Source organism: Bacillus sp. FSL K6-2944, from assembly GCF_038005385.1.
Taxonomy (GTDB): domain Bacteria; phylum Bacillota; class Bacilli; order Bacillales; family Bacillaceae_G; genus Bacillus_A; species Bacillus_A cereus.
On the sequence record NZ_JBBOTE010000010.1, the window covers coordinates 1 to 24,146 of the forward strand.

Genomic DNA, 24,146 nt, shown 5'->3' on the forward strand with positions numbered 1-24,146 from the left:
TTGTTCTTCTAATACCTTTTTCGCTTGTTGGATTCGTGGTAATTGTACTTCCGCTATCCGTTCTTTTCGAAGCGCTTCTTTTTCTATTTTCTCTACATTCCACTTCATTCGTTGTAAGCTATATGCAAGATGATTGACATCAATTCCTTTTTGAGTGAACCACGTTTTCAATTCTCCCAATCTATATTGCTGAGAATTTGTTTTTCTCCACTTAGAAGAGAGTTCTTGATACTCACCTACTCGCTCAATCGCAAGTTCATACTCCATCTTTTTCGTTCTCGCTTCATTCAATATGATTTTAATTGGTGTATCCGTTAACTGTTCTTGTAACTGGTCAATAGCTACAGACACATTGTGATAGGTTACTTCTTTCCGTAATATTTGTTTGGCTTCCTGTAACATTTTTTCTTCTTTTTGCTGTACCGAAAGTTTTGTTACATAGGACATACTTTCTTCTTCTGTTACTTCTCTTCCTAACGTTTGTTTCCAGCTTAACCACTTACTCATAACAGGACTATTTTCTGTCATACCTAATGATTGAATAACCCTTTGTGTTTTCGGATATTGTTTCAACTCTTGTTCACAACGTTCTACTAAAATCTTACGAGCTTCCACTAATACTTTTGCTTGCTCAATAATGTATTCTACACGTTCCGAACGTTTTTGTTTTTGTTCCGCCACTTTCCACTTATGGAGTTGCTTTCTTCGCATATCAATGGCATCAATGGTTACTTCTTTTCTAATAATTTTTTGCGCTTCTGCTAACACTTCATTTTCTTTTACTCTTTGTACAATTATGCCCATAGAAAGCGAAGGATGTTGTTTCATTTCTTCTATGATTTGAACAGCTATTTTCGGCTGATTTTCTTCTTTCCAATCACGAAGATATACACTATATCCTTTTCGAGAAAGATAGGACATCGCTTGCAATTCATACCACTGCATCGCTTGATTTGTATCTTCTCTTTGCGCTTGTAATGTTTTCCTATTTGATACATAACGAGCATCTGAAATCCGTCCATCTTTTTTCTGCTTTTGCATACTCTTTTCCCAACGATCTAACAGGTCCATATGCGATTGTAAGCGCTCATAGGTTACAGATTCTTTGATATGATTTTCAACCTTCTCCATCACCACGTCACGCTCTACCGCTTCTACAAGTGACACCATATCTTCCGTCTGTAGTTCTTTCATTTTTTCATACATGCGAACCGCATATTCACCTTGCAATTCCTTTGGTTGTTCTTGAATATATACGTGCAGATTTTTCTTTTCTAACTGTCGATAAGCGGATGTTTCAATTTGCTCTTTTAACCATGTATAGGAGTGTAATTTCTGTGTCGATTTGCTATCTTGCAAACGTTCTTGTTGTTTCGTAACAAGCTCGATTTTTTTATAAAGAGCGACATATCCTTTTACAGATATCTCTACTTTTGAAATCGAATCTGTTTCTTTCTTTTGTTGTTCTTTAAGGAGCGATTGTCTCTTTTCTTGTAAGGAAATAAGACGATGATTATAAACTTGCACACGACGATTATATTCTCCTGTTTCGGTACGAATACCACGTTTCTCTAATTGATGTTCTTTATAGCCAATATGCTTTGATGGTAATAAATCAATTCCTCGTTCTTCGTAAGACCGATGGTCAATTCTCTCTTGCACATTTTCTTTTTCTAAAGACAAATTTGCATACTTCGCCCATGCTTCTCTCCATGCAAGTAGATTTTCTTTCTTATCCCAATCTCTATTTTTCTTTTTCACAAATCCATCCTGTGAAATCTCACGAGTTGTCAATAAAATGTGGGCATGAGGATTATTTTTGTCATCTCGATGAATGGCAACATCAGCAATCATTCCTTGTTGTACAAATGTATCATGTGTAAACGTTAAAACAAGTTCTCGTTGTTGTTCTTCTGACAATTCATTCGGGATTGCTACAACCACTTCTCTTGCTAATCGACTGTTTCCTCTTTTCTCGAAACGTTCTACTTCATTCCATAAATCTTGACGACGAAAAACCCATGATGGCGCTTCAGAAGGTGCTAGGATATGCGTTTCAGGTTGGACAGTACGAGAGTAATATTTTGTTTCTTTTGTTCGTTCGCAATATAATGCTTCACCACTTCGATAGGCAGCACTCGCTACTACATTTTGTTGTTTCTTTCTTGAAATTGTTTTCACCTTTAAATGATAGATCGCCATATCCTAGTTCACCTCCTCAAATTTGATATTTCCACTATACAAACCCCGTAGGGAACAACCGATGTATTTCGGTTGTTAAAACATACAAACTGAAAGTTTGTGTAAGTGCGCACTGTACGTTCCTTACAGTGACTATTTTACCATTTCTTCTTCTTTTTTTCTATCATTTTCTGAATTATTTTTATTGATTTTATTATCCACACAAATTATAATTGATGTACATAGTTTTTCTATCTACTGAAATTCAGGTGATAAAAAATGAAACATGAAACAGAGTTAAAAAGGATTGAACTAGAATTAGAGTACTTAAAAATCACAAAACGAGAATTACAATTTCAAGATAAACAGCATGATAGAAAAAAACGAACGAAACGATTAATCGAAACAGGTGCATTATGCGAAAAGTACTTCGATATGTATCACATGACAATTGAAGATCGAGAAGAAGTATTTAAAATCTTTTCTAACTATATTAAAGCAAATACACCCAGTCGTTTTCACAAAAAAGAAAATCCCTAATATACAAATAAAATTTCTTATATGGAGGTGAATTATATGAGTAATAAAATAGAAGAGAAATTAAAAGCACTTCTTGAGAAAGAAGTGCATCTCAAGAAAGCGAAACAAGCATTAAAAAGAAAAATGAAACTTGAGGAAAAGAAAAAAAGAGAGAAGTTGTGTAAAGATACAGGTGAACTAACGGAAAAATATTTCCATATCGAGCATCTATCTATCGAAGATCGAGAAGTTTTATTTGAATCAATTTCTATACGTGTGAATGAAAAAATTGAGAATTTATTTCCTAACGTACAGAAAATAAAACATATTTCATCTGAAGACGAGAACAACAAAATTATTACCAATCATTCTCCTGTAGCTCTGTAGGATTTTTAAAGTAACTATATTCATACAAAAGGAGAGTAATATTTTCATGCATTTGACAACATACGTTGCGTTAAATATGTTTGATAGTACACTTTCATTCATCCAAGCAAATAACCTAGAACAAGCTTGTGAAAATCTGAAACATTCCTCATTTGACTTAGAAAAAGCGTGGAGAATACACGATATAGATTGCTATAGCAAACAAGATGTAATGATGATATCAGCTCACACTAAATCCGACAATCATTACGTTCGTTATCTCATTATGAGTAAGAGAAAATGGGATGAAAAAAAAGGTACATTTCAAACTGTATTCAGAGAGGTCTCTTATCACAATAAGTGATGAAATTCTCTCTTCATTTTTAAAATTTCTAGTGGAAGAAGGACTTCCCTTGATTCAAATAAAAATTTCTCTATTAACATGTGATGTTCAATGAAACATTGTATAAAATGCAATGATGTAATGGAACACCTAAGTAATAGTATGTTACGTAAAATCAAAAAAGCTGCAACTGAGTTCAAACATTCTGACAAAGAAGAAATGCACAAAATGAAAATCTCCGCACTTCAGTTTTCCAACAAAAAAAATTGTGAATATTGCTATTTAGAAGATCTAGCATACCTAACAACAATGATGAGAATAAAAGCAATGCAACAAAAAAATCCCTGTCTTAGAATTCCGTTTCTATGAACAGGGATTTTTTATTAATACTTGCTTAAAACTCAAATGATGTTTATTGCAACATACTATTTACTTTGCAATGCTTTCTTTTTTTCAATATTCCACTTATGCGTGATGGACCGAATTGCTTTTAAATCTAATTTTTCAGCAGGAATAATATCCATAATTGAACCTTTGAATAAGCAATGTGTTTGCTCTTCTGTTTGTACGTAGATAGTATATTCGTCTCTGCCATCTACGATGCCCTTTACTACTTTTCCGCCTTACATAACAAACTTACAAGGCATTTCGTTACGCTCTAAATATTGCAGTAAAAAGTCTAATTTATAGTACATGATAATCGTCCTTTCCCATGAAACATGTGATTAAATTTTAAAAATCTACTTCTGCATTATCTTCTTTAGCAATTCCGCCAACTACCGCTTTAGCATTTATAATTTTACCTTCTTTAAGATCTGGTTCTTCACCTTTAAAATCTGTTTGTTTTTGTATAGTAACAAACCCATTGGAAAGTAACTGATCTAATTTATTTTCAACTGTGTTTAAAAGATTTAATCTCTTTTCTACACTTTCTAATTTTTGCATTAGTTGCTCATACCGTTGCTCATTTTGTACTAAATCGACAACATAGCTTGTTAATTGTCTACTACTAGACTTTTCATTAAGGATTTCATATACGTCATCGGGCATGTTTTCAGCACCTAATGCCATTTTTCTCCTTTTAGCCATATATTAGCACGTCCTTTTATTCTAAGCTAACTGTTCTTTTGTTTCATCAATTGCTTTCAACTCTAAAGCAGCTAAGTTAATTGTTCTGGATGTTGGGGCGAATATTTCTTTTTCATCACGCTTGATAATATCACTTAAGAAGAAATGATTATTCTTTGCAGCCGTTTCATTCATATGATCTAATAACGCCAACCTAATATATGGTTCTAAAACTGGCGCTTCCCCACCAATATAGATGAATTTTAAAACTGTATTTGTACTTGAAGGAATAAACACATCTAGTACTTTAGCAACTAAAATTTTTGCATATTCTTGTAGTGCTTCTACAATTTCAGAAGTAAAATCATGCTCTTGACCTGTATTTTCATCCGTTAATACGTAATCTTGATCCTTATAATTCTTAACAATAAATGTTTCTAGTGTTCTTAAGTCTTTAAAATATTGAAGTACTTTCTCTTTTCTAAATCGGTCAATATACCCTAAAAATGGTTCAATATCGATTACTTGGAATGAATCTCTGTGTTTAGGTGTAGTAAGCCCTTTTCCTAAACGTACAGCATCCGTTGATCCTCCACCAATATCAGTAAGTACAACTTCGAAATCATCAAATTTTTCAGCTTCCAAACGTTTCTCAATACTGATTACATCTGAATTTTTATCTTTTGCTACCATTTTGTATTTCAATGAATGTCTAGCAATTTCTGATTCATTTCGGCATTTTGCTGTGTTAACAGTAATAGTTAACTCTCTTTCCATACCTGGCGTTAAAACTTTAACCTTATGTTCACCTATAAATCTTTGCTCCATCATCTTGTGAGCAATGCTAAATTTCTCTTCACGTTTTAACAACCATATTGGTAACATCATACTCATATATTCGATTTCAACTTCATTATCGTTTTTATCAGCGTTCAGTGCGTGATAATATGCAATTGCTCCTAAAAAGCTTATATAAGGAATTGGACTTTTAATTTTATCGTGCATTTTATTTACATGAGAATTTGCTAATTGATTATCTTCAGCTAATCGTCCCAACACATAATAAAATTCTTCTCCGTCAATTTCAGTTGAAATTAATAAACTATTTAACAAATCCTCTGGATTTAAAATACGTTCAACAAGTAAATCTTCCGCTTTTTTCTTAGAAACTTTTACTACATTCGTTGCCAATTCAAAGTAATAGCCATCCACTGTGAAATTATTAAAACTGTTTCCGAAATCGGCTACTTTTCTTTCAATTTTCATTAAAAATTCCTCCCTTTCGTATCCAAGTACGACTTAAGTATTACTTATAATCTTATTTTAGCACATTTAACCAAAAAAAAACAACTGTTTTCTAAAAATAAGTACGACTTAAGTCGTACTTATTTTTAGAAACTTTTTATGAAAGGAAAACACTTATTAATAATCGAATTAGACGAATAACGAATATTCAACAACATGACGAACATTGATTTTAACCATTAACGATAAAACGCCAACTTGAAATAACGTATTAAAGACATAAAACGAGGTGGTGACGACGAATGACGACTAGGGAAGATCACACAGAGGAATCGTGGCACGGCAGCCAGGACAGTACGTATAAAAAAACTTATTCTCTTGCTGATATTGCACGGATACTTCAAAAACCCCGTACAACCATTCAAGCTTGGAGAGATCAATTCAAACCATACTTAGCAACAGTGCCAGGAACAAAGGGAAGAACTTTAAGATACCAGAGAGAATCCTTAGAACTTTTTAAGCTAATAGCCAACATGAAGGATGCACAAGAACCACCAGATGTAATTGAGAACGTATTAAAGGGTACTGTAAACTATATTGTGATTGATGAAGACGCTATACAAGACGATGGTATGAATAAACCCATTCTACAAATAATGTATGAGAATATGAAAGAAGTTGCTATACAACTTCAAAACCAAGAAGCACAAAATATACAGCTCATTCAACATATAAGAGAAGTAGTGGAAACGAATAAAAAACTTCTTACTAAAATTGAGGAACAACAGAAGTTTTTTGATTCTAAAATAAGTAGTAAAGATCAACAATTGTTAGAACTGATGAAAGAGGTTCAAGAAACAAACAAGTTAATAACATCTAGTAAACATGACAAATCTTGGTTTACTAAATTATTTAAAAAGTAGTTCTGATTTAAAGATCAATATTGAACTTCAGAGGGGATTGTAAGTTTGTCAAATCCTCTCTTTGTATTTTCTGAATTTGCTAAAGTTTGCTAAAATCACCCCCAAAATTACATTAGTATGCATAAAGCGGTTGTATATTGATTGTTCATCTTTTATGTATAAATTCATTTATTAAGTAGAGGGTGTTGCAAAACTCATAAATATTCAAAAATAAATGCATAAAAAAATCCGTTTTCCTGGAAGAATGATAGTAACCCAAACTATCTCCAGAAAGGACGGATTTACTAGTATGATAACCAATTTTGATCAGAATCACTCCATTTTACAAATTTTATTTGCCTACGTAGATAGTTTAACCATTGGAGGCGTTCCGCCTATTACAGGCCGCCCACCTATCTGTAGAAAAGCTTTACTCAAATGTTTTTTTGTGAAAACGGTATTCCAAATCAATTCATTACGCAAGTTAACTCGCTTTTTGCATCAATATCCTTCATTTCGTGTATCTTGTGGCCTTTCCTTTGTTCCACATATATCCACTTTTTCACGTGTAGGTACTTGGTTTCGCAACGAAGGTATTCCGTTGATTCATAAACAAACTCTTGAAGAAATGAATTTAGGATTGATTCCGTGTGTTTTAATTGATAGCACTGCCTTACGGAGTAGTTTATATGATTCCCAAGCAAAATGGGGGAAATCTACTCGTTATGGTTGGTATAAGGGATATAAGGCTCATGTCTGTTCTACACCAGAAGGTGTTGTATTGTCGTATGCATTTACAACAGCGAACGTACATGATAGCAAAATGGCCCCTGTATTGCTTCAAGATATACAAAGTCAAAATGTGTTATTTTCCATTGCAGATGCTGCTTATGATAGTCAGCGCATTTATGAAATTGCAAAAACATGTGATATTTTTGCGGTGAATCCAATTAACCCACGTAATGTCGAACAAAGCAAAAATACACATCGCCGTGTATTATCTCATTTTGCACAAACCATCTTTGGCAAACAGTTGATGAAAGAGCGTGGGAAAATTGAACAACAGTTTGGTAATCTCAAAGATAAAGGGCTGGAACAGCCACGGTGGTATGGTCAAAATCGCTATTTATTACATGTTCAGCTAGTTTTTCTGATTCATAACATTGCATATTTATTTTAGTTTTGCAACACCCTCTAAGTAATAACTTCAATTATTATATAAAAGTTTTAATAATAATATAAAAGATACAAATACTATATAGATGAAGAGAAAAGCTTGAAAACTCTTGTGGCTCTAAGTCCCGATGAATTGTCTGAAAAATCGAATCGGAATACTAACTTATCCATAACTACAACTACAAACTATTCAGATTCACACAAATTTTATAACAATATACTAAGGTTTACACAATTGAAGTATAGATTTACTAACAATTCCACAAGTATTGAAGCGTAATCTAGTATACAGGAACATAAAAAAACAGTTAGGGAGGAAAAATAGCCCTACTGTTTTTTAGAATTATAAGGTAATAGAATGATTGTCTGATTGGTTTCAACATGACAAATAGCCTTGTCCGAGTGAATTTTTTTGAACAAGGCTATCGTCTATTTAGTTTTTAAAATTTAAGTAAGCCTGAATGCATCAGGTACATCAATATCATGAGAAATGAGTTCTAGTACAAGTGCATGACGCGTATCATCATCTAAATATCGTTCCGCCCATGGAATAAACGATTCACGCAGTTTTGCTCGGATCATGCCACCAATTGATTTTATTTTTTTTCCAAGTGCTAAGAAACTTTCACATTGATCCATTGCATAACTCATCGTATACGTCATAAAATCATCACGAAGTTGTTTGTTTTTAATATATGTAGCGATTCGTGAGACTTCTCCTTTATAAGAAACAACAATGTCTTTACGATCTTTCGAGGTTAATGCTATGCCAATGGATTCAAGACGGGCTGTTGCTTCTTTACGCATTTTAGCTTCTGCTTGTCTCATTTCAGCTCGATCATTTTCAATCACGCATGCAGAATTGATACTAACTGTAAATTGAGTGATAACAATTTGTTGAATCTTTTCACGTATGCGAGCTATCCGCCCTTTACGTGGGTTTCTAACCTTTTTTATAGCAGCATCAAATGTAAAGATTGGCGAAATAATCTCTATGTAGTTACGAACTTTTTTTGCATTACGCCCTAAACGTTCCTTTAAGCCGTCCATGTTGCGAGGTAACGTGTATTTTTCAATGGAATCTTTACTCTTAAATTTAAGCTCACGAGTGAAATTATTACATAGATTTAAAAGTTCAATAATCCCTTTGCTGTCGCGATGGGAAACTAACTCTTTTAAAATAGAAGTCTCTAACAATAAGTTAGGAATACGGAAATAAGAGAGTTTGTCCGCATGTGTATTCCCTTCTTTTGCAGTACGATTATACCTTGCATAATTACAAATTTCATACACGGGAATGCCATGAATGAAAATTTCCCGAACCAGTCCAGCATGAAGCAAGGCTTGAAAGCCTGTATGAATCGTAGAATAAGGGATATCAGATTCATTGGCGATTATCGATAATGTAAAATTACGAGGAAGTCGCCCTAAATCATCTACCTTGTAATGAAGTAAAATGAGTGTAGCTAAAGCAGAAGATGGCAAAGCATATTCGCCAAGCTCGTTATTTTTCAGCAAATAGATACGAAGCTCGTCGAAAAACTTTGGTCCATGCATGAGGAACTTGGACGTTGTATTAGTCTTTCTAAATTGCATATTTGTTTGAAATGAGTTTGTGCCAATTTGAATACCGTTTGTAAAATCACTTGCAGTAATCTGTTTCGTACCTGTTAACATAAAAAAGCCTCCTAAATCCCAATACACATATTTTTTTGGAAAATAAGAGATTTTATTCACATAATGTAATAGACATGTTATAATGAAAAACAAGTAAATATTTTATTATGTGATATAAAAACCTCTACTTTCAATGGGTTTTAAATTGGTTCGTGCTTGCCGGCTACATACCAATTTAAAAAGATGTGAGTGGGGTTTTTTTATTTTATTATAAGGAAGATTTTAAATAATAGCAATTCTTTAATTGAAAAAATGAACCTTAAAGGGTTAATTTTAAGGAATAATACTTAAAATTAATATTTCTCAATATAATAAAAAGATAATTATTATATAATAATTATAAAAAATAAGGATATTTCATATGGTTTTAATTACCAATATGCATAAGTGCATATCTCCCAAAATATGAAAATAGTCATGATATACTTATAAAACTTAGAGGGATAGGAAAGAAAAATTTTAATTTACTGAAAAAGGAGAAGGGGTATGAATATTGTATATGAACGTTTTAACAAAGTCTTAGAATCCAATAACAAAAGTTGGGGAAGTATAGCGAGAGTTACAGAAACATCTAGTTCATCAATATCAGAGTGGGGAAATAGGGGGAAAGAATTATCAGCTATTAAAATTGCAAAGATTGCACATGAAGTTTTCCCTAATAGTGTTGAGTTAATGGAACGCAGTTGTATAGAGAATTTTAATTCAATTTCCAAAAGAGTGAAAAGTAATATGCGGGGATTATTTGTGGTTGCATATTTAAATGGAAATGAATCCATCTTGAAATTTTTAATTCAGAAAAGTATGGAATGTGATGATTGTTATATCCGGAAAATGTCAGATGTTATGAAGTTATTTTATGCTAGAGCTAAAAGGATAAAGAATAGTAAAGTGATATATGGTGCAGTTGATGAACTTCGTAAAAAGATTACTAAAAGTGAGGTAGATTTACTTATATTATGCGATATTTTAAAGATATCAATATTAGGTGATATAGGGGATTTTAATATATTTGAGGTGTATAAAAATAGAGCCATTGAAAACCTAATTAATGTAGAAGATCAAGAAGTGCAAAGTTTATATGATTATTGGATTACAGATATCTGGAGTTATTATTTACATAGAAAAAATGATACAGTGCGTTTTAGAAGTTGTAATGATTTGTTATGGGAATATAAGGATTTGAGGTTTTTTCCGATTATGCAGGCGATGTTACATGCACGTATTGGAGAGCATACAATTTTCAGAAATTACGAGGATGCAATACATGAATTAGATACAGCTTTAACTCTATGTATCAAAAGAAATTGTAAATATAAACAGGAAATTATAGTGAATAATATAAACTTCACTAAATTATATTGGAAAAGAGACATTAAAACTATTGATTTTGGCACATTACACCCAGCAGAAAAATGTATGTATTATTTTGAACAGGGGAAAGTACAGGAAGCGAGAAATGGGATTGAAGAATTGGAAAAAAGGGGAATGCTGACGCCGATTCAATTAACATATAAGGGAGTAATATATTCGGATAAAAAATTAATATTACAAGCTATAGACAGGTTTAAATCATACAATGATTTCTTCTTTGTACAATATGCAAATGAAATGTATAATAGATTAAATATTTAGGATGTATTGGGAAAAAGAAAAGTGTTTTTTCGGAATATTTAATTAAATTTCTTTTAAGAGGAGTTAGACAATGAAAAAAATAATAATATACATATATTTTTTGAGTGCAGTTTTGTTGCAGGGTTTTGGTGACTACAGAACAGAAGGTAAAAACAAAGAATACACATTTATTAATCAAATAAATAAAGTTCATGCGGATCCTGGTGGAACAAATTAGAAAAGACATCTATTAGATGTCTTTTCTGCATTTATATAACATTCTTTTTGTTTGATAAACTTAGAAAAAAGAATGTTAGTTAATGTTTTCACAATCTTTTCAGGGAAAGTGAGGTATATGGAAGTGTTTGATTTTAGAAAAATATATGAATTAATAATTGAAGAGAGCAATATTGATTTTGATCTTTGTAGTGATTTGTTAGATTTAATCGAAAAGTATAATAGTAAATAATTTTTATTTTTTTAGAAATTAAAGCTAGCGGAAATCCCTCTAGCTTTAATTTAATATTTATTATTTTTAAGGTCGATATCTATTTTTAATAATCTAGCGTATTTAAGTACTTCTTTTTCTAGCTCCGGTTTATATTCATCAGGAACATTTTTGTATTTTTCATATAAAATATGTGATAAACGTTTTATTGGATCTTCGTGACAATCATCGGTATGAAGTACTTCTTCATTAGTCAAAGGGTATTCTAATAACTCTGAAACAGTTACATTGAAAAATTTGGCAATGTCAGGTATTCGATCTATCCTAGGGACTTTAGAACCATTCTCCCAATTTGTTAAAGTAGTATATGGAATATTTAGTGCTATAGCACATTCTCTTCTGCTGAGCCCTTTTCTTCCTCTTAATTTCTTTAAATTTTTTGCAAATATATTGTTAATCTCCATGTATAATCCTCCATGTCTAACCCTTTAAGATTAAAATTAACCCTTCGAGGTTGTTTTAATCTTAAAGGTGTTATATAATAAAAAAGAACAGAATGATAGGAGGTGAGAATAATGACTCTTCACCAAAAAGATGTAGCAAGTATCAGGTTAATTCGTGAAAAAAAAGAGATTTCAATTCAGCAATGTTCGAAAGATTTAGGTATTCCTTATGGGGTATTACAAGCAATTGAGACAGGGAAAAAAAGTACAATTGCATCTCGAGCTATTGTAATTGCAGCGTATTTGAATGTGCCCATAGGTGATCTCTTTACTCCCACGTATTATCGAGCTAAAATCACATGATTCTGATTAACTTGATAAGTATACCCATACAATATGCATTCAATGTACATTGTATAGGAAATAGGAAAGAATTCAAACATTTCCAACCGCAAGTAGAAACTATATTCAAGAAGCATATTTTTTTGTTTAGATTAGACCGAATTTTAAAAACATTCAATCTATTTAGGCCTTTGAAAATTTCATACTCAAAAAGGAGCTACTAGTATATGACGAAAAAAATTGTGTATTCGAAACCTTTTACTGTCTTGATGAGTATCTGTATGTTCTTCATCAGTGTACTGATTCCGCTGAAATCTGCGAGTGCAGAAGTCATCCACCGCGAGAAATACGAAATCGCGTGGGCATACAGTCCACAATATGGGAAAGATGTCCGAACGGAGCTTCTGAAAAATGCCAATGGGCACATTGCCTATTGTTTAGTCTATGGGAAGAAATCTCCTGATGGGCAAGACTTGCCCGAAATCGGACGTACCGATGATGTGGTGTATCGCGTGTTACTAAATGGATACCCGCAAAAAACACCAGAACAACTTGGGGTTTCTACTTGGCAACAGGCTCATTACGCGACCCAACTTTCTGTATGGGTAGCACTGGGACAGCTAAATCCAGACGATTTACAGTTTAAAGATTCGGAAGTAGAACGTGCTGTGAAAGCCATTCGATACGCAGCGGATCACATGGAAGATACACAAGATGTATTTATGAACGTGAAACCAACTGACAAGCAAGAAGCAAAGCTGAATGGTGCGTACTTTGAGACCACTCAGTATACAGTAGAAAGTAATGCGAAGCAAGGGACGTATCAGGTAGCGCTGAATCAAGCTCCAGTGGGCACACGCATTGTCACAGAACAAGGGGAAGCAAAAGAAACGTTTTCCTTAGGAGAAACATTCCGTGTACAAGTGCCAAAATCCTCCAAAAGTGCAGAATTGTCATTGAAAGTAACAGCGAACCTGACAAATCAACATGCTGTTGTATATAAGGGGACGGAAAGCATTCAGGATGCGACAGTTCTATTAGAACGCAGTCAACAGAAAGTGAGTCAGGATATACAGGTCTTTTGGAAATCGATGGGTGGTTTGGAAATCCGAAAAGTGGATGAAAACAAGAAACCACTTGCAGGAGCAGTATTTGAAGTGCTAGCAAGCGACCAGAAGAGTATGGGAACGATAACAACAAATACAGATGGTATTGCTAGGATGAATAACCTGGAAATCGGTTCTTACGTAGTAAAAGAAGTGAAAAGTCCGGCAGGTTACATCTTGAATGATGCGCCTCAAACGGTAGAAGTGAAAACAGGCGAAATTGCAACGATTACAGCTGAGAATCAACCAATCTACGGGGAATTAGAAGTAACCAAAGTGGATGTTGCAGATGGGAATGTGAAACTACCACATGCAGAATTTGAGATTCGAAATGAGAAAGGAGAAATCGTAGCAAAAGGTAAGACAAATGCAGAAGGAATTGCGAAGTTTAGTAAAATCCCGTTCGGTACATATACGTACCGTGAGGTTGTAGCGCCCGAAGGGTTCATGTTGAACGAAGAAGCCTTCTCGTTTGAAATCAAGCAGAATGGGGAAATCGTGAAGCATACGGTTGCTGATGAAAAGATTCCATTGATTCAAACAACAGCAACAGATAAAACGGACGGAGCAAAAGAAATGCACACGTCTCAGTCTGTCACGATCCAAGATAAAGTGGTCTACAAAGATCTACAAGTAGGAAAAGAGTACACGATTCAAGGGAAATTAGTGGATAAAGCTTCAAATCAACCACTCGTTGTAAAGGGGAAAGAAGTCACAGCAGCATCTACATTTACAGCAAAAGAAGCGAACGGTTCGATTACACTCGATTTTACATTTGATGCAACTGGTTTAGAAGAAAAAGAAGTGGTAGTGTTTGAGAACCTTATAAAAGAAGGCAAAGTTGTTGCGACTCACAGTGATATAGAAGATAAAGGGCAAACAGTCAAGTTTGTAAAACCTTCTGTCCAAACAACAGCCACAAACAAAGAGGATGGCTCGAAAGAGTTAGAAGCGAAGAATGCTGTCACAATCCAAGATAAAGTGGCGTACAAAGACCTCGTCGTAGGGAAAGAGTATGTCGTAAAAGGAAAGCTCATGGATAAGTCAACAAACAAACCATTTGTAGTAGATGGAAAAGAAGTAACAGCAACATCCACATTTACTGCAAAAGAAAAAGATGGTTTTGTAACAGTAGACTTCACCTTCCATGCTTCTGCGCTGGAAGGAAAAGAAGTGGTGGTATTTGAAGACGTGTATCAAAACGGTGTGTTAGTGGCAACGCACAGTGACATCCAAGATAAAGGGCAAACCGTTACGTTCAAGAATAAACCTGTACAGCCCAAACCTGAGCGTCCAGAAACGCCATCAAAGATACCAGACGTACCTGTGCAGCCTGAACAACCACAACCAAAAGTGGAACAACCAGCCAAAGCCCAGCCAATGGTAAAAGCGGTAGAAACGCAGCCGAAGAAAGCAGAAGGGATACTTCCGACAACAGGTGGTCAAGAAGAGAATCCATATTGGATGTGGATTGGCGGGATTGTGATGCTAGTAGGTGGATGCCTAGCTATCCATACGTATCGTGTGCATCGAAAGGTGAAGGAATAAAAGGATAACGATAAGAAAGTTTGATAATCTGAATAACGATTCAGCAGAAAGTTGTGCGTATTTCACGAAAAAGGTAAATGTTCCGCACGAATAAGGAAAGACTCTCAGCGACAAAAGGGTGGCGGGGAATCATAAGGTGTAAAGGGTGTCGGTTGAGAGGATAATTTGAACTTAGAAAGTGGGGAGAAACATGAGGCGTCATCAAAAGGTAGTTGGTAAATCTGGAGAAGGAATGAGTAATTGGAAGATACAAGTAGAGCATCAACAGAGAGCTGATGAAGTAGAGGTTGAATCGTTACGTTTTTTCGAAGGGTGCAAAAATGCTTACTTATTATCTCTTCCGTTTTGGCTTGTAATTAGTCTCATCTGGTTTATATAAAAAGAGAAAGATAGGTGAAGAACATGTTAATCGGGTCTACAGAAATTAAGCTTGAAAAAGGAAAGGAAGGACATGTGTATGTGGTTGGTCCCACGGGCGTAGGAAAGACACGAGGCTATACCATTCCGAATGTAAAGCAAGAAGAAAAAAATATCATCGTTGTAGAGAGTGGGAAACAGGAAATCTATCATGCGACTCATCAAACAAAGGAAAAGCAAGGATATGAAATCGTACAATTGGACTTTCTTCATCCACAGTTTGAGAAACGATTACAAGATAGGCTTGTACATGTGACAGACCGAAAGTTTGTTGTATATATTCACGCCAATCTCTTTGACAGTACGTATCAAGAGCGAGGGGAACGCCTGCAAAAGCTGTTTGGTTTGGTGCAAGAAACTGCTAGGGAACAAGCGATTCATCTTTTTTTAGAAGAATATGAGTTGTATCCCATTCCCAATCTCTTGTCTTTTTTACAAGTGGTAAGGAAAAAAGGGATGTATCTTTCTTTGATTGTGCAGTCCCATGCAAGTCTTCAGCAAATTTATGGGAAAGAAGCTACCGATCAGATACTAGAAAATTGTGAACGGACGTTGTTTTTCGGCACGCGCAGTATGGAGGAGGCGAAACTGTTTGGCCGAATCAGTGGATATGATTATCTGGAACTGTTGTTGCTACAAAATGAAGTGGTTGTTATGGATACCTATCATCTTCCGCAGAAAATCCCTATACAACGGGTTGATTGCAAGTACTAGATGACTAGAAAACTAGACAAATGGAGGAATCGAAATGAAGAGGAAACAAGCATTTCTAAAGAAAGTCACGATTGTAAGTGGGACAGTGCTGGCATTGTCTTCTCTGGCAGGTTGTTTCGGAAAAGAAGAAGCGTCTTCCAAAGAAAAGAATCAGAAAAAAACGGAAGAAGTGAAGAAAGACAAGAAAACAGAAACAATAAAAAAAGAGGAAGAGACAGGGCAGAAGCAAGAGGTTTCTGAGCCAGAAGTAGGGGATACAACGTCTGTAACAAAAAAAGATGCTATACCAGTTGTAGCAACGAATACCGCTAAAAAATATTTGACAGAAGAGGAAACGAAACAATTAACAACCATCCTTCAGACGAATCAAAAAGCGAAGGTAGAACAAGAGAAGTTACCAACACCTGCAATTGAACCACCTAAACCAGAAATACCATCAACCGTGATCGTAACGCCATTAGGGAATACATCAAATATGAAAGAACCCATTCCAATTGAAAAACCGACTCCACCAACCAATATAGAGAAGCCGAAAGTGACGGTAGCACTGCCAACAGAAGTCGATAAACCCAAGCCACCAGTCATTATGCCACCAACAGATGGTGGAGGAGGGGAAAAACCGAATCCGCCTGTGATTGACCCACCAAAAGAACCAGCAACCCCTGTAGACAAAGAAGCACCGAAACTTACAGCAAAAGAGAACCTTACGGTACAAAAAGGACAGAATCTAAACCCGCATGATCTAGTTACGGTCACGGACAATCGGGATAAAAATCCGTTATTATCCATTAATGGAACGTATAACACCAGTCAAGAAGGGAACATCCAAGTAGAAGTGGTGGCGATTGATCAAGCAGGCAACCGTTCTAGTATCAGGGTAACAGTAACCGTGATCGACCCCGAGGCAGATAAGGATAGGGAAGCGCCTGTGATTAAACCGAAAGAGAATATTACAGTGACAGTTGGTCACATTCTCTCTGCACAAGATGTAGTTACGGTAAGTGATAACAAGGATGCGAATCCAATTGTTTCTGTTGGCAAGTACGATACAAGCAAAGCAGGAGAGATACAGGTAGAAGTTATTGCGGTAGATCGCTCTGGCAATCAGGCAAGTGTCATGGTTACGGTGAAAGTAATAGATGTAAAGGAAAATAAAGACACGGAAGCGCCTATAATTACACCAAAAGAGAATGTCACCGTAAAAGTTGGAGCGAAGTTATTACTGCAAGATTTGGTTACTGTACAAGATAATCAGGATGCAAACCCTACCGTAACGATTGGCGCGTATGATACGAGCAAAGCAGGAGATATTTCAGTAGAAGTGATGGCAGCTGATCAAGCGGGAAATCGTTCTGTTACGAAAGTGGGAGTCAAAGTAGTAGAAGAACAAAAGCAAGACCCACCTGTTGAACCACCAAAAAAACCCGAGAAACCATCTTCTACAGCAGACACATCCAAGCAGGCGCCAATGGAACAAGGAGGGCAAGTGTAGTGGGAATGGCGGATTATACTTACGCACGTATGCTCTATACAGCCCAGCAAAGTAAGAAAGGGCAGGTGTTTATCATTGACCCAAAGTCGAATGGGAAAAAGCTAGACATAAAGTGGGGAGAGAAGAAAGGGAGTGGTTACGATGAAACAAAAGGTAAAGAAACTATTTCAAAATAAAACGGTTTGGCAGTATGCAATGTTTGCGATGATATGTGTCATTATATGTACGCCACATACTGCTTTTGCCGCTGGTGAGGAAGACCAGATTAAACAAAAGATTAAAAGTATTGTAGATGCTGTTTCGACTATTATTCTATTCGTTGCCCCATCCGTTGGAGCTTGTATGTTTGGATGGAAAGGAATCAAAATGAAGCTCGCAAATAATCCGTCAGAGAAAGCAGAATGCAAAGGCGATATGTTATCGATTGTGATGGTGACAGGCGTTATTTTTATGGGAACATTAATTGTGAACTTTGTAGTTGGAAAGTTGAGGTAGAGAAAGATGAGCTTGAAGCACATTCATATTCCAAAAAATATCAATGCGAAGTTTGAATTGATTCCAAATACAGGGATAGGGTGGAAGGAGATAGGATACTATCTTCTCATCCTTCCAAGTGTAGGAGGTGGACTGTATCTTTTACCTATCCATATCTTTGCACAATTAGGACTGGGAATATTTTTCTTTGTCCTCTTTACGGGCTTACTTGTTTTACCAGCAGTCCGTGGCTGTAATGTGAAAGCAGGTGCGTATTTCCAAGATGTGTTTCGTTTTTATAAAAAGAAAAAAAAGAAACAAAATATTTTGTTATATAAAAAAGTAGGTAGGTGAAAAGATGAATTTGAAAAAGTGGAACGAACAAAGAAAACAGCGACAACAAATCAAGCGAACACAGGATTTAATTCCGATACAGACCTTGTACCACCAAGCAATTTTAACGAAGAATCAAACACTGGTAGTAGGCATTCGGGTCGGGACGATGAATTTAGAGTTAATGGGAGAGGACGACAAATTGGAATTAATGGAGGAATTTGGAGCCATCGTGTCAGGTATTCCTTGTGCATTTCAAATTGAGGTACTCGCAGAACCGGTGGATTTATCGGATTACGTGGAAGATCAGAAACAAAAAATTGAAGAGGAATCAAATACCATGCGTCAATTATTAAGAAGAGGATATGTTTCGTATTTAGAAAAGTCTTCACACGTGCAGAATACGCTGAAAAAGGCGCATTACTTGCTGTTAAAGGAGAAAGTAAGGGGAGAGGAAGAAAGCATCCAGAACGGTCTAGAAACACTGTTAGAACGAGCGGAACAGTTACGAGAAAATTTAACAGAACTCTCAGAAGATGGATTAGAGTGCCACATCTTAAATGCGCAGGAGATGGTGCAAATTCTGCAAGTACATTTTAATAACTACCAAGCACGTATGAACCGCTTTAAGGAGGTATCTCCGCCTTATATTACAGTGGATCATGGTAAAAGAAGAAAAAATCGTAGAGAGGAAGAATAGCGCATGTGGTCATTTCAGAAAAAGAGAAAAAAAGAAGAAGCAACCTTCCAACGTTTTTCGGTAGCAGATCAGATTGCCCCCGCTATCTTTGAAGAAGAAAGGGATTATATACAGGTTGGCGATGGATATGAGCGTATCCTTTGTATTACCGATTATCCATCTAGTAGTTATATGGGGTTCTTATCTAAATTGTATCGGTTAGAAGGAAATATTTCTTTTACTTATCATGTAGAACCGACCTCTTCTACCGATATGATTAAAGATTTTAGTAATTCGATTGAAGAGTTAGAAGCACGACTCATTTCAGGAAAATTAAATCCTGAAATGAGAAAACGAGCAGAACAAGAATTGGAAAGTGCCAACAATATGCTGGAGGATTTAGTAGCGAATGATACAGGGGGGATGTTGTTGGTGCATTTCTTGATTCGGCTTCATGCCGAGAGTTTAGAACAGCTAAGAAAGCTAACGGATAAGGTAACCAATGCGTTTTCTGCTCGTAATCTCTTTGCGTATGTGCCAAGTTCACGGATGCAAGATGCGTTTGAATCTTGTCTGCCTATGGTAGAAAATAAAATAGGGGAATACACGAGCAGAAATATGGATACAAAAGCATTCTCTACTTTCTTTCCTTTTGATGAGACCGAATTGTTTACCAAGCGTGGGATTGCAATGGGAAGAAATATCAAAACAAAATCACTCATTGTGGTGAATAAATGGGAATTACAGAACCGAAATGGCATTATTTTAGGACAATCGGGTTACGGAAAAACCAAATTGAAGCAAATGTTACTGATGCGTGATTTTATGGAAGGGATTCGCATTTTTAACATGGACCCAGAAGGAGAAGATAGCGAATTTGTTCAGAAACTTGGCGGACAAGTGATTGAACTGTCCAATACCACAGATACGCGTGTCAACCCCTTACACGTGTTTTATGAACGAGATACAAAAAAGAAAGGAAATCCATTACTGGAGCATTTAGAACGTGTAAAAGTCTTTTTCAAGATTATGCGTCCGTCTATGACGATTGATGAATTAGCGGTATTAGATGCTTATCTAGTGGAATTATACGAATCAGAGCCTTTTCGCATGACATTTGATACAGACTTTGAGCAAAAAGACCCTGAAGATTTTCCTGTTTTAGCAGATTTATATGCGTTATTAATGAAAAAAATCGAGGAAGGAGACGACACATTAAAGTTGTTCTCTTATGTACTGAAACAATACGTTTCAGGTGCGAATAATCGTATTTTTAATGGACCTACCAATGTAGATTTACGTAATCAACTCATTTCGTTTGATATTTCTAGATTAGGAGTTGGTTCAGCTTTACAATCTTGTGCGATGTTCAATGCAACTTCGTTTCTATGGGATGAGATTACGAGAACAGCAGGGCGAAAGACGTTGTTTTTAGATGAATTACACGTATTCGCAGACCCGTCTAATCCGCAAAGTATGGAATTTATTTATCAAATTTGGAAGCGGATTCGAAAGTATGATGGAAGCGTATGGGGCGCAACGCAGCAGGTAGAAGAATTGCTCCGAGCAAGCGATGGGAAAAAGAATTACGGGGGAGCGGTGATTGAAAATAGTTTAATGAAAATGTTCTTACCACTTGCAGAAAAATCTATTCACGATTTGATGACGCAGGCGCAGATCAAATTTTCAGATAGCGAACGAAAAATTTTAAAACCTCGTAAGAAGAATAAGGGACAAGGTATTTTTATCTATGCAGATAAACGAGTTCATCTTCTCGTTGAACCCACAGAGGTGGAATGGGAATTGATGGGTGGAAAACCGAAAGAGGAGGAGGCGGGATGAGTAGAAAAGAAAAGCCCTTGGCGGATTCTCGCAAGACATTTTGGTTTTCTGTTGGAATGATCTTCAGTTTCTGTCTTTTGATTGATTATGTGGTGGCATTTGGTCTTCGCATGATTGATTTTTTATTAGAACATAAAGACGAGTTAATGGAGTTGCCAGATGGTACAGCAAAAGACCTTGCGGTCACCTACTTGAAGAGTCCAATCGAAACCGTATTGTTCGCACTAGGACTTGAATTGTATCAATATGCACAACTTATCCTACTGGGTATGTTCGCTTATACAACCTTTCAAACATGGAGAAAGGTAAAACCACATACGGTGGAAGATGCAAGCGAATACGGAGGTTTAGGGAGTGCGTCTCTTTCAAATGAAGCAACCATTTTTGATGAACAAAATATGACTACGGACAAGGAAGAAGAAGGAACTGTTTTAGCAGTCTATAATGATAATTTGATGGTTCATAAGAAAACCAGTCGGTTAAACCGAAATGTATGTGTAGCTGGTGGGTCAGGAACAGGAAAAACAAGATGTTATATCTTAAATAATGTTGTGAATACGAAAAATAAATCGATTGTCGTGTCGGATCCCAAAGGGGAAATCTATGAACTTACTTCTCGGGAGAAAAGAGAGCAGGGGTATGAAGTGTACCTCATTAATTTTTCAAATATGGCGTTATCTGATATGTACAACTCGATTGATTATGTAGGACTGGATGAAGATGCAGAAAAATTTGCAACAACGCTTGTTTTAGGCGGAGAAGAAGGGCAGCAGTCGGGAGATAGTTTTTGGCAAGACCAAGCCATTTCTTTGATTACGGCAGGCATTTTATATGTCAGAGAAAATCTGCCGAAAGAGAAACATTCAATGGACACGGTATACGATTTCTTGACAGAACCCTCTGAGAAACAATTAAAGAAACGATTTGCCAACTTAGAAGAAGATTCTTCTGCTCGTATGGCGTTTGGTGTAATTAAGAATGCGACAGATAAAACATGGTCAGGGATTGTAAGTAACGCAGCCAAGGCAATGAAACTATGGAAATTAAAATCGGTTCGTACGTTTTCCAAATATAGTAGCTTTCAATTGTCTGATATAGGAAAACGAAAAATCGCCTTATATGTGGTGATACCAGTAGCTGACCGTACGTATCGAGCGTTAATTAATACATTTTTTGCCCAACTATTTCAAGAGCTATATGCGTATGCGGATACGAATCATAATCAGTTAGATGTACCAGTTCGCTTTTTACTAGATGAGTTTGCCAACATCGGGAGAATTCCAGATTTTGCGGAGCGTTTATCCACGACACGTTCTTACGGTATAGAAGTATCCATCATTATACAGGCTATGGGGCAATTGATGGATCGTTATGGAGAAAAGCAGACAGAAGAGATCATGGCCAATTGTGATACGACTCTTTTTTTAGGCACAAACGACCTCGGCACAGCGAAATATTTCTCAGAACGATTGGGTGTGACAACGAAAAGATTGCGAAATGATAGCCAAACGCCTGGTGAATGGGATAGCAATCAACACTCCTATACTTACGTACAAAGACCGCTTAAGACGCCGGATGAACTCTTAAATCAGATGGATGAGAATGAGTGCTATGTGTTCCAGCGTGGTAGATTACCCATTCATGCGCAAAAAGCATGGGTAGACAATTGGTTCGCTGACCAAGTAGGAGAAAAGGCAGATATGGGATGGCATTTAAAAGAGAAGTCAGTAGAATCGAGTATACCCAAACAAGAAAAGCAAAAAGAAACGGTAGAGTCCTCCCTTGTATCAGAAGAGGAAAAACAAGAACATAATCAAGACGAATCGCAAGCATCTGTACCAAGTGAAGGGGACGTACAGGAAACAACGGAAACATCAGAAAGTGAGAAACAGAAGGAAGAACAAAATACCAAAGAAACCGTATCCTTACCGATTACGGTGAAACGAGAACTATGGGGAGACGAGGTGCTACAACCTGTAGGGGTAGAAAAGAAAAATGGACGCATACAAGCTTTGTATACGATGGACTTAGAAGCGGAGGAAGAAGGAGAAGAGGGCATTCAGTTTCTTGTCCAGAAAAATCCAACTTGCATGATGACAGATATAGAGTTCGTTCCTCACCATGACGTAAAGGAAACAGAAGAACAATTTCTGATACAGGTGAAAGAAGCAATCCAGCACATTACACTCAGTCTGATGTATAAAGAACAAAAACGAGATTTTTCGCCAGTGGAACATATCGAAGAGAAAGAAGCACAAAGAAGGAAAGAACAAAAAGAGAAAGCGGGGGTGTAGCGATGATTATTGTATTTGGGGACGGGACACTAGAGGAAACCGCTACAGAATATGTGTATCGGTTTTCGAAAACAAAGTTAAAACAAGAAGCTCCATTTGACAGCATCAAACAAGCCAAACCGTATTTGTTACCGTGTACTTTTGCGGAAATCATACGAGGAGATGTCATCATTCGGTATGAAAAAGAACCTCATTTGTTATCATTTTCTCGTATCCAACAAGAAAATGAAGCAATTAAACGGAAAGTGGTGTCTCGCTTGGGTCACCTCTTCCAAGTACATCAAGAAACAACGCTCCTTCCGATCCCAGAAAACATTTTTTACAACAAAAAAGGGGAAGTCAAACTCATGTATCAAGCGATGGAGCACATGCCTGTAACGGGATTTAATCGAAAGGATAGGTTGACCCATATGAAACGTTTACTTACCTTTGCCTTTTCGAACGAATCATTTGAAGCTTGCATGCTTCAATCAGTAGAAATGAGAAATGAATTCTTACAACATATCTATCAATCTACAACATGGGAAGCGTTGCAAGAACTCGTGAAAGAACCAGAAGAAACGGAAGAAAAACAAAAAAAGAGAAAGAGAAATTGGTCATTCGCACCCTTCTCTTCCTCTCTTTCTACCAAATTATGTGTCGTATTGTTGACACTATCGGTTTCCTGTAATTTGTATCTTATCACAAAAGACAGTATCCGACCAGCACCGGTGAATGCAAAACAGGACAAACAAAGTGAAAACCAAAAGAAACACATACAAATGCTAGAACAAGAGAAAACAAAGTTACAAAAACAAATGCAGGAGAAAGAATCTGAAATCAAAGAAATTGTGGGGCAACTCAAAATTGTCATTGAAGAAAACAAAAAGTTACAACAAAAACAAGCGACTGTGCCTCCAGCGCAGTAACAAAAGGAGTGAATGTGC

General features: G+C 36.1%; 24 protein-coding genes. 19 read left to right on the forward strand and 5 right to left on the reverse strand.

The features are described 5' to 3' along the window. Positions 1–2,202 (reverse strand): MobQ family relaxase (mobQ, locus tag MHH55_RS35090; RefSeq protein WP_340882710.1); only part of this gene is annotated, 2,202 nt, incomplete at its 3' end. 258 nt (positions 2,203–2,460) lie between these two features. Here mobQ and MHH55_RS35095 point away from each other — a divergent pair. Genes MHH55_RS35095 through MHH55_RS35105 form a run of 3 tightly spaced genes read left to right on the forward strand, consistent with a single transcriptional unit; the run spans position 2,461 to position 3,430 of the window. After that, the gene (locus MHH55_RS35095) at positions 2,461–2,721 is read left to right on the forward strand and encodes a hypothetical protein (RefSeq protein WP_078186607.1); all 261 of its coding nucleotides are present in this window, start codon (positions 2,461–2,463) and stop codon (positions 2,719–2,721) included. 36 nt (positions 2,722–2,757) lie between these two features. Continuing rightward, positions 2,758–3,087, forward strand: coding sequence for a restriction endonuclease (locus tag MHH55_RS35100; protein WP_078186606.1), 330 nt, complete (start codon positions 2,758–2,760; stop codon positions 3,085–3,087). A 46-nt stretch (positions 3,088–3,133) separates the two neighbouring features. Continuing rightward, positions 3,134–3,430, forward strand: coding sequence for a hypothetical protein (locus MHH55_RS35105; protein WP_078186605.1), 297 nt, complete (start codon positions 3,134–3,136; stop codon positions 3,428–3,430). Between the two features lie 711 nt (positions 3,431–4,141). Here MHH55_RS35105 and MHH55_RS35110 read toward each other — a convergent pair. Beyond that, a complete protein-coding gene (locus MHH55_RS35110) occupies positions 4,142–4,498 on the reverse strand; it encodes a hypothetical protein (RefSeq protein ID WP_078186603.1) in 357 nt (118 codons plus the stop codon). A gap of 21 nt (positions 4,499–4,519) precedes the next feature. Continuing rightward, the gene (locus MHH55_RS35115; RefSeq protein ID WP_078186602.1) at positions 4,520–5,743 is read right to left on the reverse strand and encodes a ParM/StbA family protein; all 1,224 of its coding nucleotides are present in this window, start codon (positions 5,741–5,743) and stop codon (positions 4,520–4,522) included. A gap of 281 nt (positions 5,744–6,024) precedes the next feature. On the opposite strand from MHH55_RS35115, the gene MHH55_RS35120 reads away from it, so the two are divergent. Continuing rightward, on the forward strand, positions 6,025–6,645 hold the full coding sequence (locus tag MHH55_RS35120; protein ID WP_078186601.1) for a DUF3967 domain-containing protein: 621 nt from the start codon (positions 6,025–6,027) through the stop codon (positions 6,643–6,645). A gap of 289 nt (positions 6,646–6,934) precedes the next feature. After that, positions 6,935–7,804: a transposase gene (locus MHH55_RS35125; RefSeq protein ID WP_078185954.1), complete on the forward strand. Its 870-nt coding sequence runs from the start codon at positions 6,935–6,937 to the stop codon at positions 7,802–7,804. Positions 7,805–8,247: 443 nt separating this feature from the next. Here MHH55_RS35125 and MHH55_RS35130 read toward each other — a convergent pair whose 3' ends face one another. After that, a complete protein-coding gene (locus MHH55_RS35130; protein ID WP_078186600.1) occupies positions 8,248–9,477 on the reverse strand; it encodes a hypothetical protein in 1,230 nt (409 codons plus the stop codon). Positions 9,478–9,963: 486 nt separating this feature from the next. Between MHH55_RS35130 and MHH55_RS35135 the strand changes: the two genes are divergently transcribed. Beyond that, positions 9,964–11,109: an AimR family lysis-lysogeny pheromone receptor gene (locus MHH55_RS35135; protein WP_078186599.1), complete on the forward strand. Its 1,146-nt coding sequence runs from the start codon at positions 9,964–9,966 to the stop codon at positions 11,107–11,109. A 70-nt stretch (positions 11,110–11,179) separates the two neighbouring features. Continuing rightward, positions 11,180–11,326 (forward strand): hypothetical protein, encoded by a 147-nt coding sequence (locus tag MHH55_RS35140; RefSeq protein ID WP_176116568.1) that lies wholly within the window; start codon positions 11,180–11,182, stop codon positions 11,324–11,326. A 281-nt stretch (positions 11,327–11,607) separates the two neighbouring features. On the opposite strand, the gene MHH55_RS35145 is transcribed toward MHH55_RS35140, so the two are convergent. After that, a complete protein-coding gene (locus MHH55_RS35145; protein WP_078186598.1) occupies positions 11,608–12,000 on the reverse strand; it encodes a helix-turn-helix domain-containing protein in 393 nt (130 codons plus the stop codon). Between the two features lie 111 nt (positions 12,001–12,111). Between MHH55_RS35145 and MHH55_RS35150 the strand changes: the two genes are divergently transcribed. From MHH55_RS35150 to MHH55_RS35205, 12 genes are all read left to right on the forward strand, one after another. Beyond that, positions 12,112–12,342 carry a helix-turn-helix domain-containing protein gene (locus MHH55_RS35150; protein ID WP_078186597.1) on the forward strand — a complete coding sequence of 77 codons (231 nt, stop codon included), beginning with the start codon at positions 12,112–12,114 and terminating at the stop codon, positions 12,340–12,342. Positions 12,343–12,548: 206 nt separating this feature from the next. Next, entirely contained in the window at positions 12,549–14,975 is a 2,427-nt protein-coding gene (locus MHH55_RS35155; protein ID WP_078186596.1) for a VaFE repeat-containing surface-anchored protein, read from the forward strand. Positions 14,976–15,165: 190 nt separating this feature from the next. Then, entirely contained in the window at positions 15,166–15,354 is a 189-nt protein-coding gene (locus MHH55_RS35160; RefSeq protein ID WP_078186595.1) for a hypothetical protein, read from the forward strand. Between the two features lie 23 nt (positions 15,355–15,377). Then, positions 15,378–16,106: a type IV secretory system conjugative DNA transfer family protein gene (locus MHH55_RS35165; protein ID WP_078186594.1), complete on the forward strand. Its 729-nt coding sequence runs from the start codon at positions 15,378–15,380 to the stop codon at positions 16,104–16,106. A gap of 34 nt (positions 16,107–16,140) precedes the next feature. Further along, positions 16,141–17,598, forward strand: a complete 1,458-nt coding sequence (locus MHH55_RS35170; protein WP_078186593.1) for a hypothetical protein — start codon at positions 16,141–16,143, stop codon at positions 17,596–17,598. Then, positions 17,598–17,774: a hypothetical protein gene (locus tag MHH55_RS35175; RefSeq protein WP_176116566.1), complete on the forward strand. Its 177-nt coding sequence runs from the start codon at positions 17,598–17,600 to the stop codon at positions 17,772–17,774. Before MHH55_RS35170 ends, MHH55_RS35175 begins: the two co-directional genes overlap by 1 nt. Then, a complete protein-coding gene (locus MHH55_RS35180) occupies positions 17,740–18,093 on the forward strand; it encodes a TrbC/VirB2 family protein (protein ID WP_078186592.1) in 354 nt (117 codons plus the stop codon). The genes MHH55_RS35175 and MHH55_RS35180 overlap by 35 nt, the downstream gene beginning before the upstream one ends. 6 nt (positions 18,094–18,099) lie before the next feature. After that, positions 18,100–18,426 carry a hypothetical protein gene (locus tag MHH55_RS35185; RefSeq protein ID WP_078186591.1) on the forward strand — a complete coding sequence of 109 codons (327 nt, stop codon included), beginning with the start codon at positions 18,100–18,102 and terminating at the stop codon, positions 18,424–18,426. A gap of 4 nt (positions 18,427–18,430) precedes the next feature. After that, positions 18,431–19,105: a hypothetical protein gene (locus MHH55_RS35190; RefSeq protein ID WP_078186590.1), complete on the forward strand. Its 675-nt coding sequence runs from the start codon at positions 18,431–18,433 to the stop codon at positions 19,103–19,105. Positions 19,106–19,108: 3 nt separating this feature from the next. Next, the gene (locus MHH55_RS35195; RefSeq protein ID WP_078186589.1) at positions 19,109–20,926 is read left to right on the forward strand and encodes a VirB4 family type IV secretion system protein; all 1,818 of its coding nucleotides are present in this window, start codon (positions 19,109–19,111) and stop codon (positions 20,924–20,926) included. After that, positions 20,923–23,220 carry a VirD4-like conjugal transfer protein, CD1115 family gene (locus tag MHH55_RS35200; RefSeq protein ID WP_078186588.1) on the forward strand — a complete coding sequence of 766 codons (2,298 nt, stop codon included), beginning with the start codon at positions 20,923–20,925 and terminating at the stop codon, positions 23,218–23,220. The genes MHH55_RS35195 and MHH55_RS35200 overlap by 4 nt, the downstream gene beginning before the upstream one ends. 2 nt (positions 23,221–23,222) lie before the next feature. Further along, positions 23,223–24,128 carry a type VII secretion protein EssB/YukC gene (locus tag MHH55_RS35205; protein ID WP_078186587.1) on the forward strand — a complete coding sequence of 302 codons (906 nt, stop codon included), beginning with the start codon at positions 23,223–23,225 and terminating at the stop codon, positions 24,126–24,128. Positions 24,129–24,146: the final 18 nt, after the last annotated feature.

Coding starts and splice junctions, on each gene's coding strand:
- MHH55_RS35095 (WP_078186607.1), top strand. CDS start 2,461: ATGAAACATGAAACAGAGTTAAAAAGGATTGAACTAGAATTAGAGTAC.
- MHH55_RS35100 (WP_078186606.1), top strand. CDS start 2,758: ATGAGTAATAAAATAGAAGAGAAATTAAAAGCACTTCTTGAGAAAGAA.
- MHH55_RS35105 (WP_078186605.1), top strand. CDS start 3,134: ATGCATTTGACAACATACGTTGCGTTAAATATGTTTGATAGTACACTT.
- MHH55_RS35110 (WP_078186603.1), bottom strand. CDS start 4,498: ATGGCTAAAAGGAGAAAAATGGCATTAGGTGCTGAAAACATGCCCGAT.
- MHH55_RS35115 (WP_078186602.1), bottom strand. CDS start 5,743: ATGAAAATTGAAAGAAAAGTAGCCGATTTCGGAAACAGTTTTAATAAT.
- MHH55_RS35120 (WP_078186601.1), top strand. CDS start 6,025: ATGACGACTAGGGAAGATCACACAGAGGAATCGTGGCACGGCAGCCAG.
- MHH55_RS35125 (WP_078185954.1), top strand. CDS start 6,935: ATGATAACCAATTTTGATCAGAATCACTCCATTTTACAAATTTTATTT.
- MHH55_RS35130 (WP_078186600.1), bottom strand. CDS start 9,477: ATGTTAACAGGTACGAAACAGATTACTGCAAGTGATTTTACAAACGGT.
- MHH55_RS35135 (WP_078186599.1), top strand. CDS start 9,964: ATGAATATTGTATATGAACGTTTTAACAAAGTCTTAGAATCCAATAAC.
- MHH55_RS35140 (WP_176116568.1), top strand. CDS start 11,180: ATGAAAAAAATAATAATATACATATATTTTTTGAGTGCAGTTTTGTTG.
- MHH55_RS35145 (WP_078186598.1), bottom strand. CDS start 12,000: ATGGAGATTAACAATATATTTGCAAAAAATTTAAAGAAATTAAGAGGA.
- MHH55_RS35150 (WP_078186597.1), top strand. CDS start 12,112: ATGACTCTTCACCAAAAAGATGTAGCAAGTATCAGGTTAATTCGTGAA.
- MHH55_RS35155 (WP_078186596.1), top strand. CDS start 12,549: ATGACGAAAAAAATTGTGTATTCGAAACCTTTTACTGTCTTGATGAGT.
- MHH55_RS35160 (WP_078186595.1), top strand. CDS start 15,166: ATGAGGCGTCATCAAAAGGTAGTTGGTAAATCTGGAGAAGGAATGAGT.
- MHH55_RS35165 (WP_078186594.1), top strand. CDS start 15,378: ATGTTAATCGGGTCTACAGAAATTAAGCTTGAAAAAGGAAAGGAAGGA.
- MHH55_RS35170 (WP_078186593.1), top strand. CDS start 16,141: ATGAAGAGGAAACAAGCATTTCTAAAGAAAGTCACGATTGTAAGTGGG.
- MHH55_RS35180 (WP_078186592.1), top strand. CDS start 17,740: ATGAAACAAAAGGTAAAGAAACTATTTCAAAATAAAACGGTTTGGCAG.
- MHH55_RS35185 (WP_078186591.1), top strand. CDS start 18,100: ATGAGCTTGAAGCACATTCATATTCCAAAAAATATCAATGCGAAGTTT.
- MHH55_RS35190 (WP_078186590.1), top strand. CDS start 18,431: ATGAATTTGAAAAAGTGGAACGAACAAAGAAAACAGCGACAACAAATC.
- MHH55_RS35195 (WP_078186589.1), top strand. CDS start 19,109: ATGTGGTCATTTCAGAAAAAGAGAAAAAAAGAAGAAGCAACCTTCCAA.
- MHH55_RS35200 (WP_078186588.1), top strand. CDS start 20,923: ATGAGTAGAAAAGAAAAGCCCTTGGCGGATTCTCGCAAGACATTTTGG.
- MHH55_RS35205 (WP_078186587.1), top strand. CDS start 23,223: ATGATTATTGTATTTGGGGACGGGACACTAGAGGAAACCGCTACAGAA.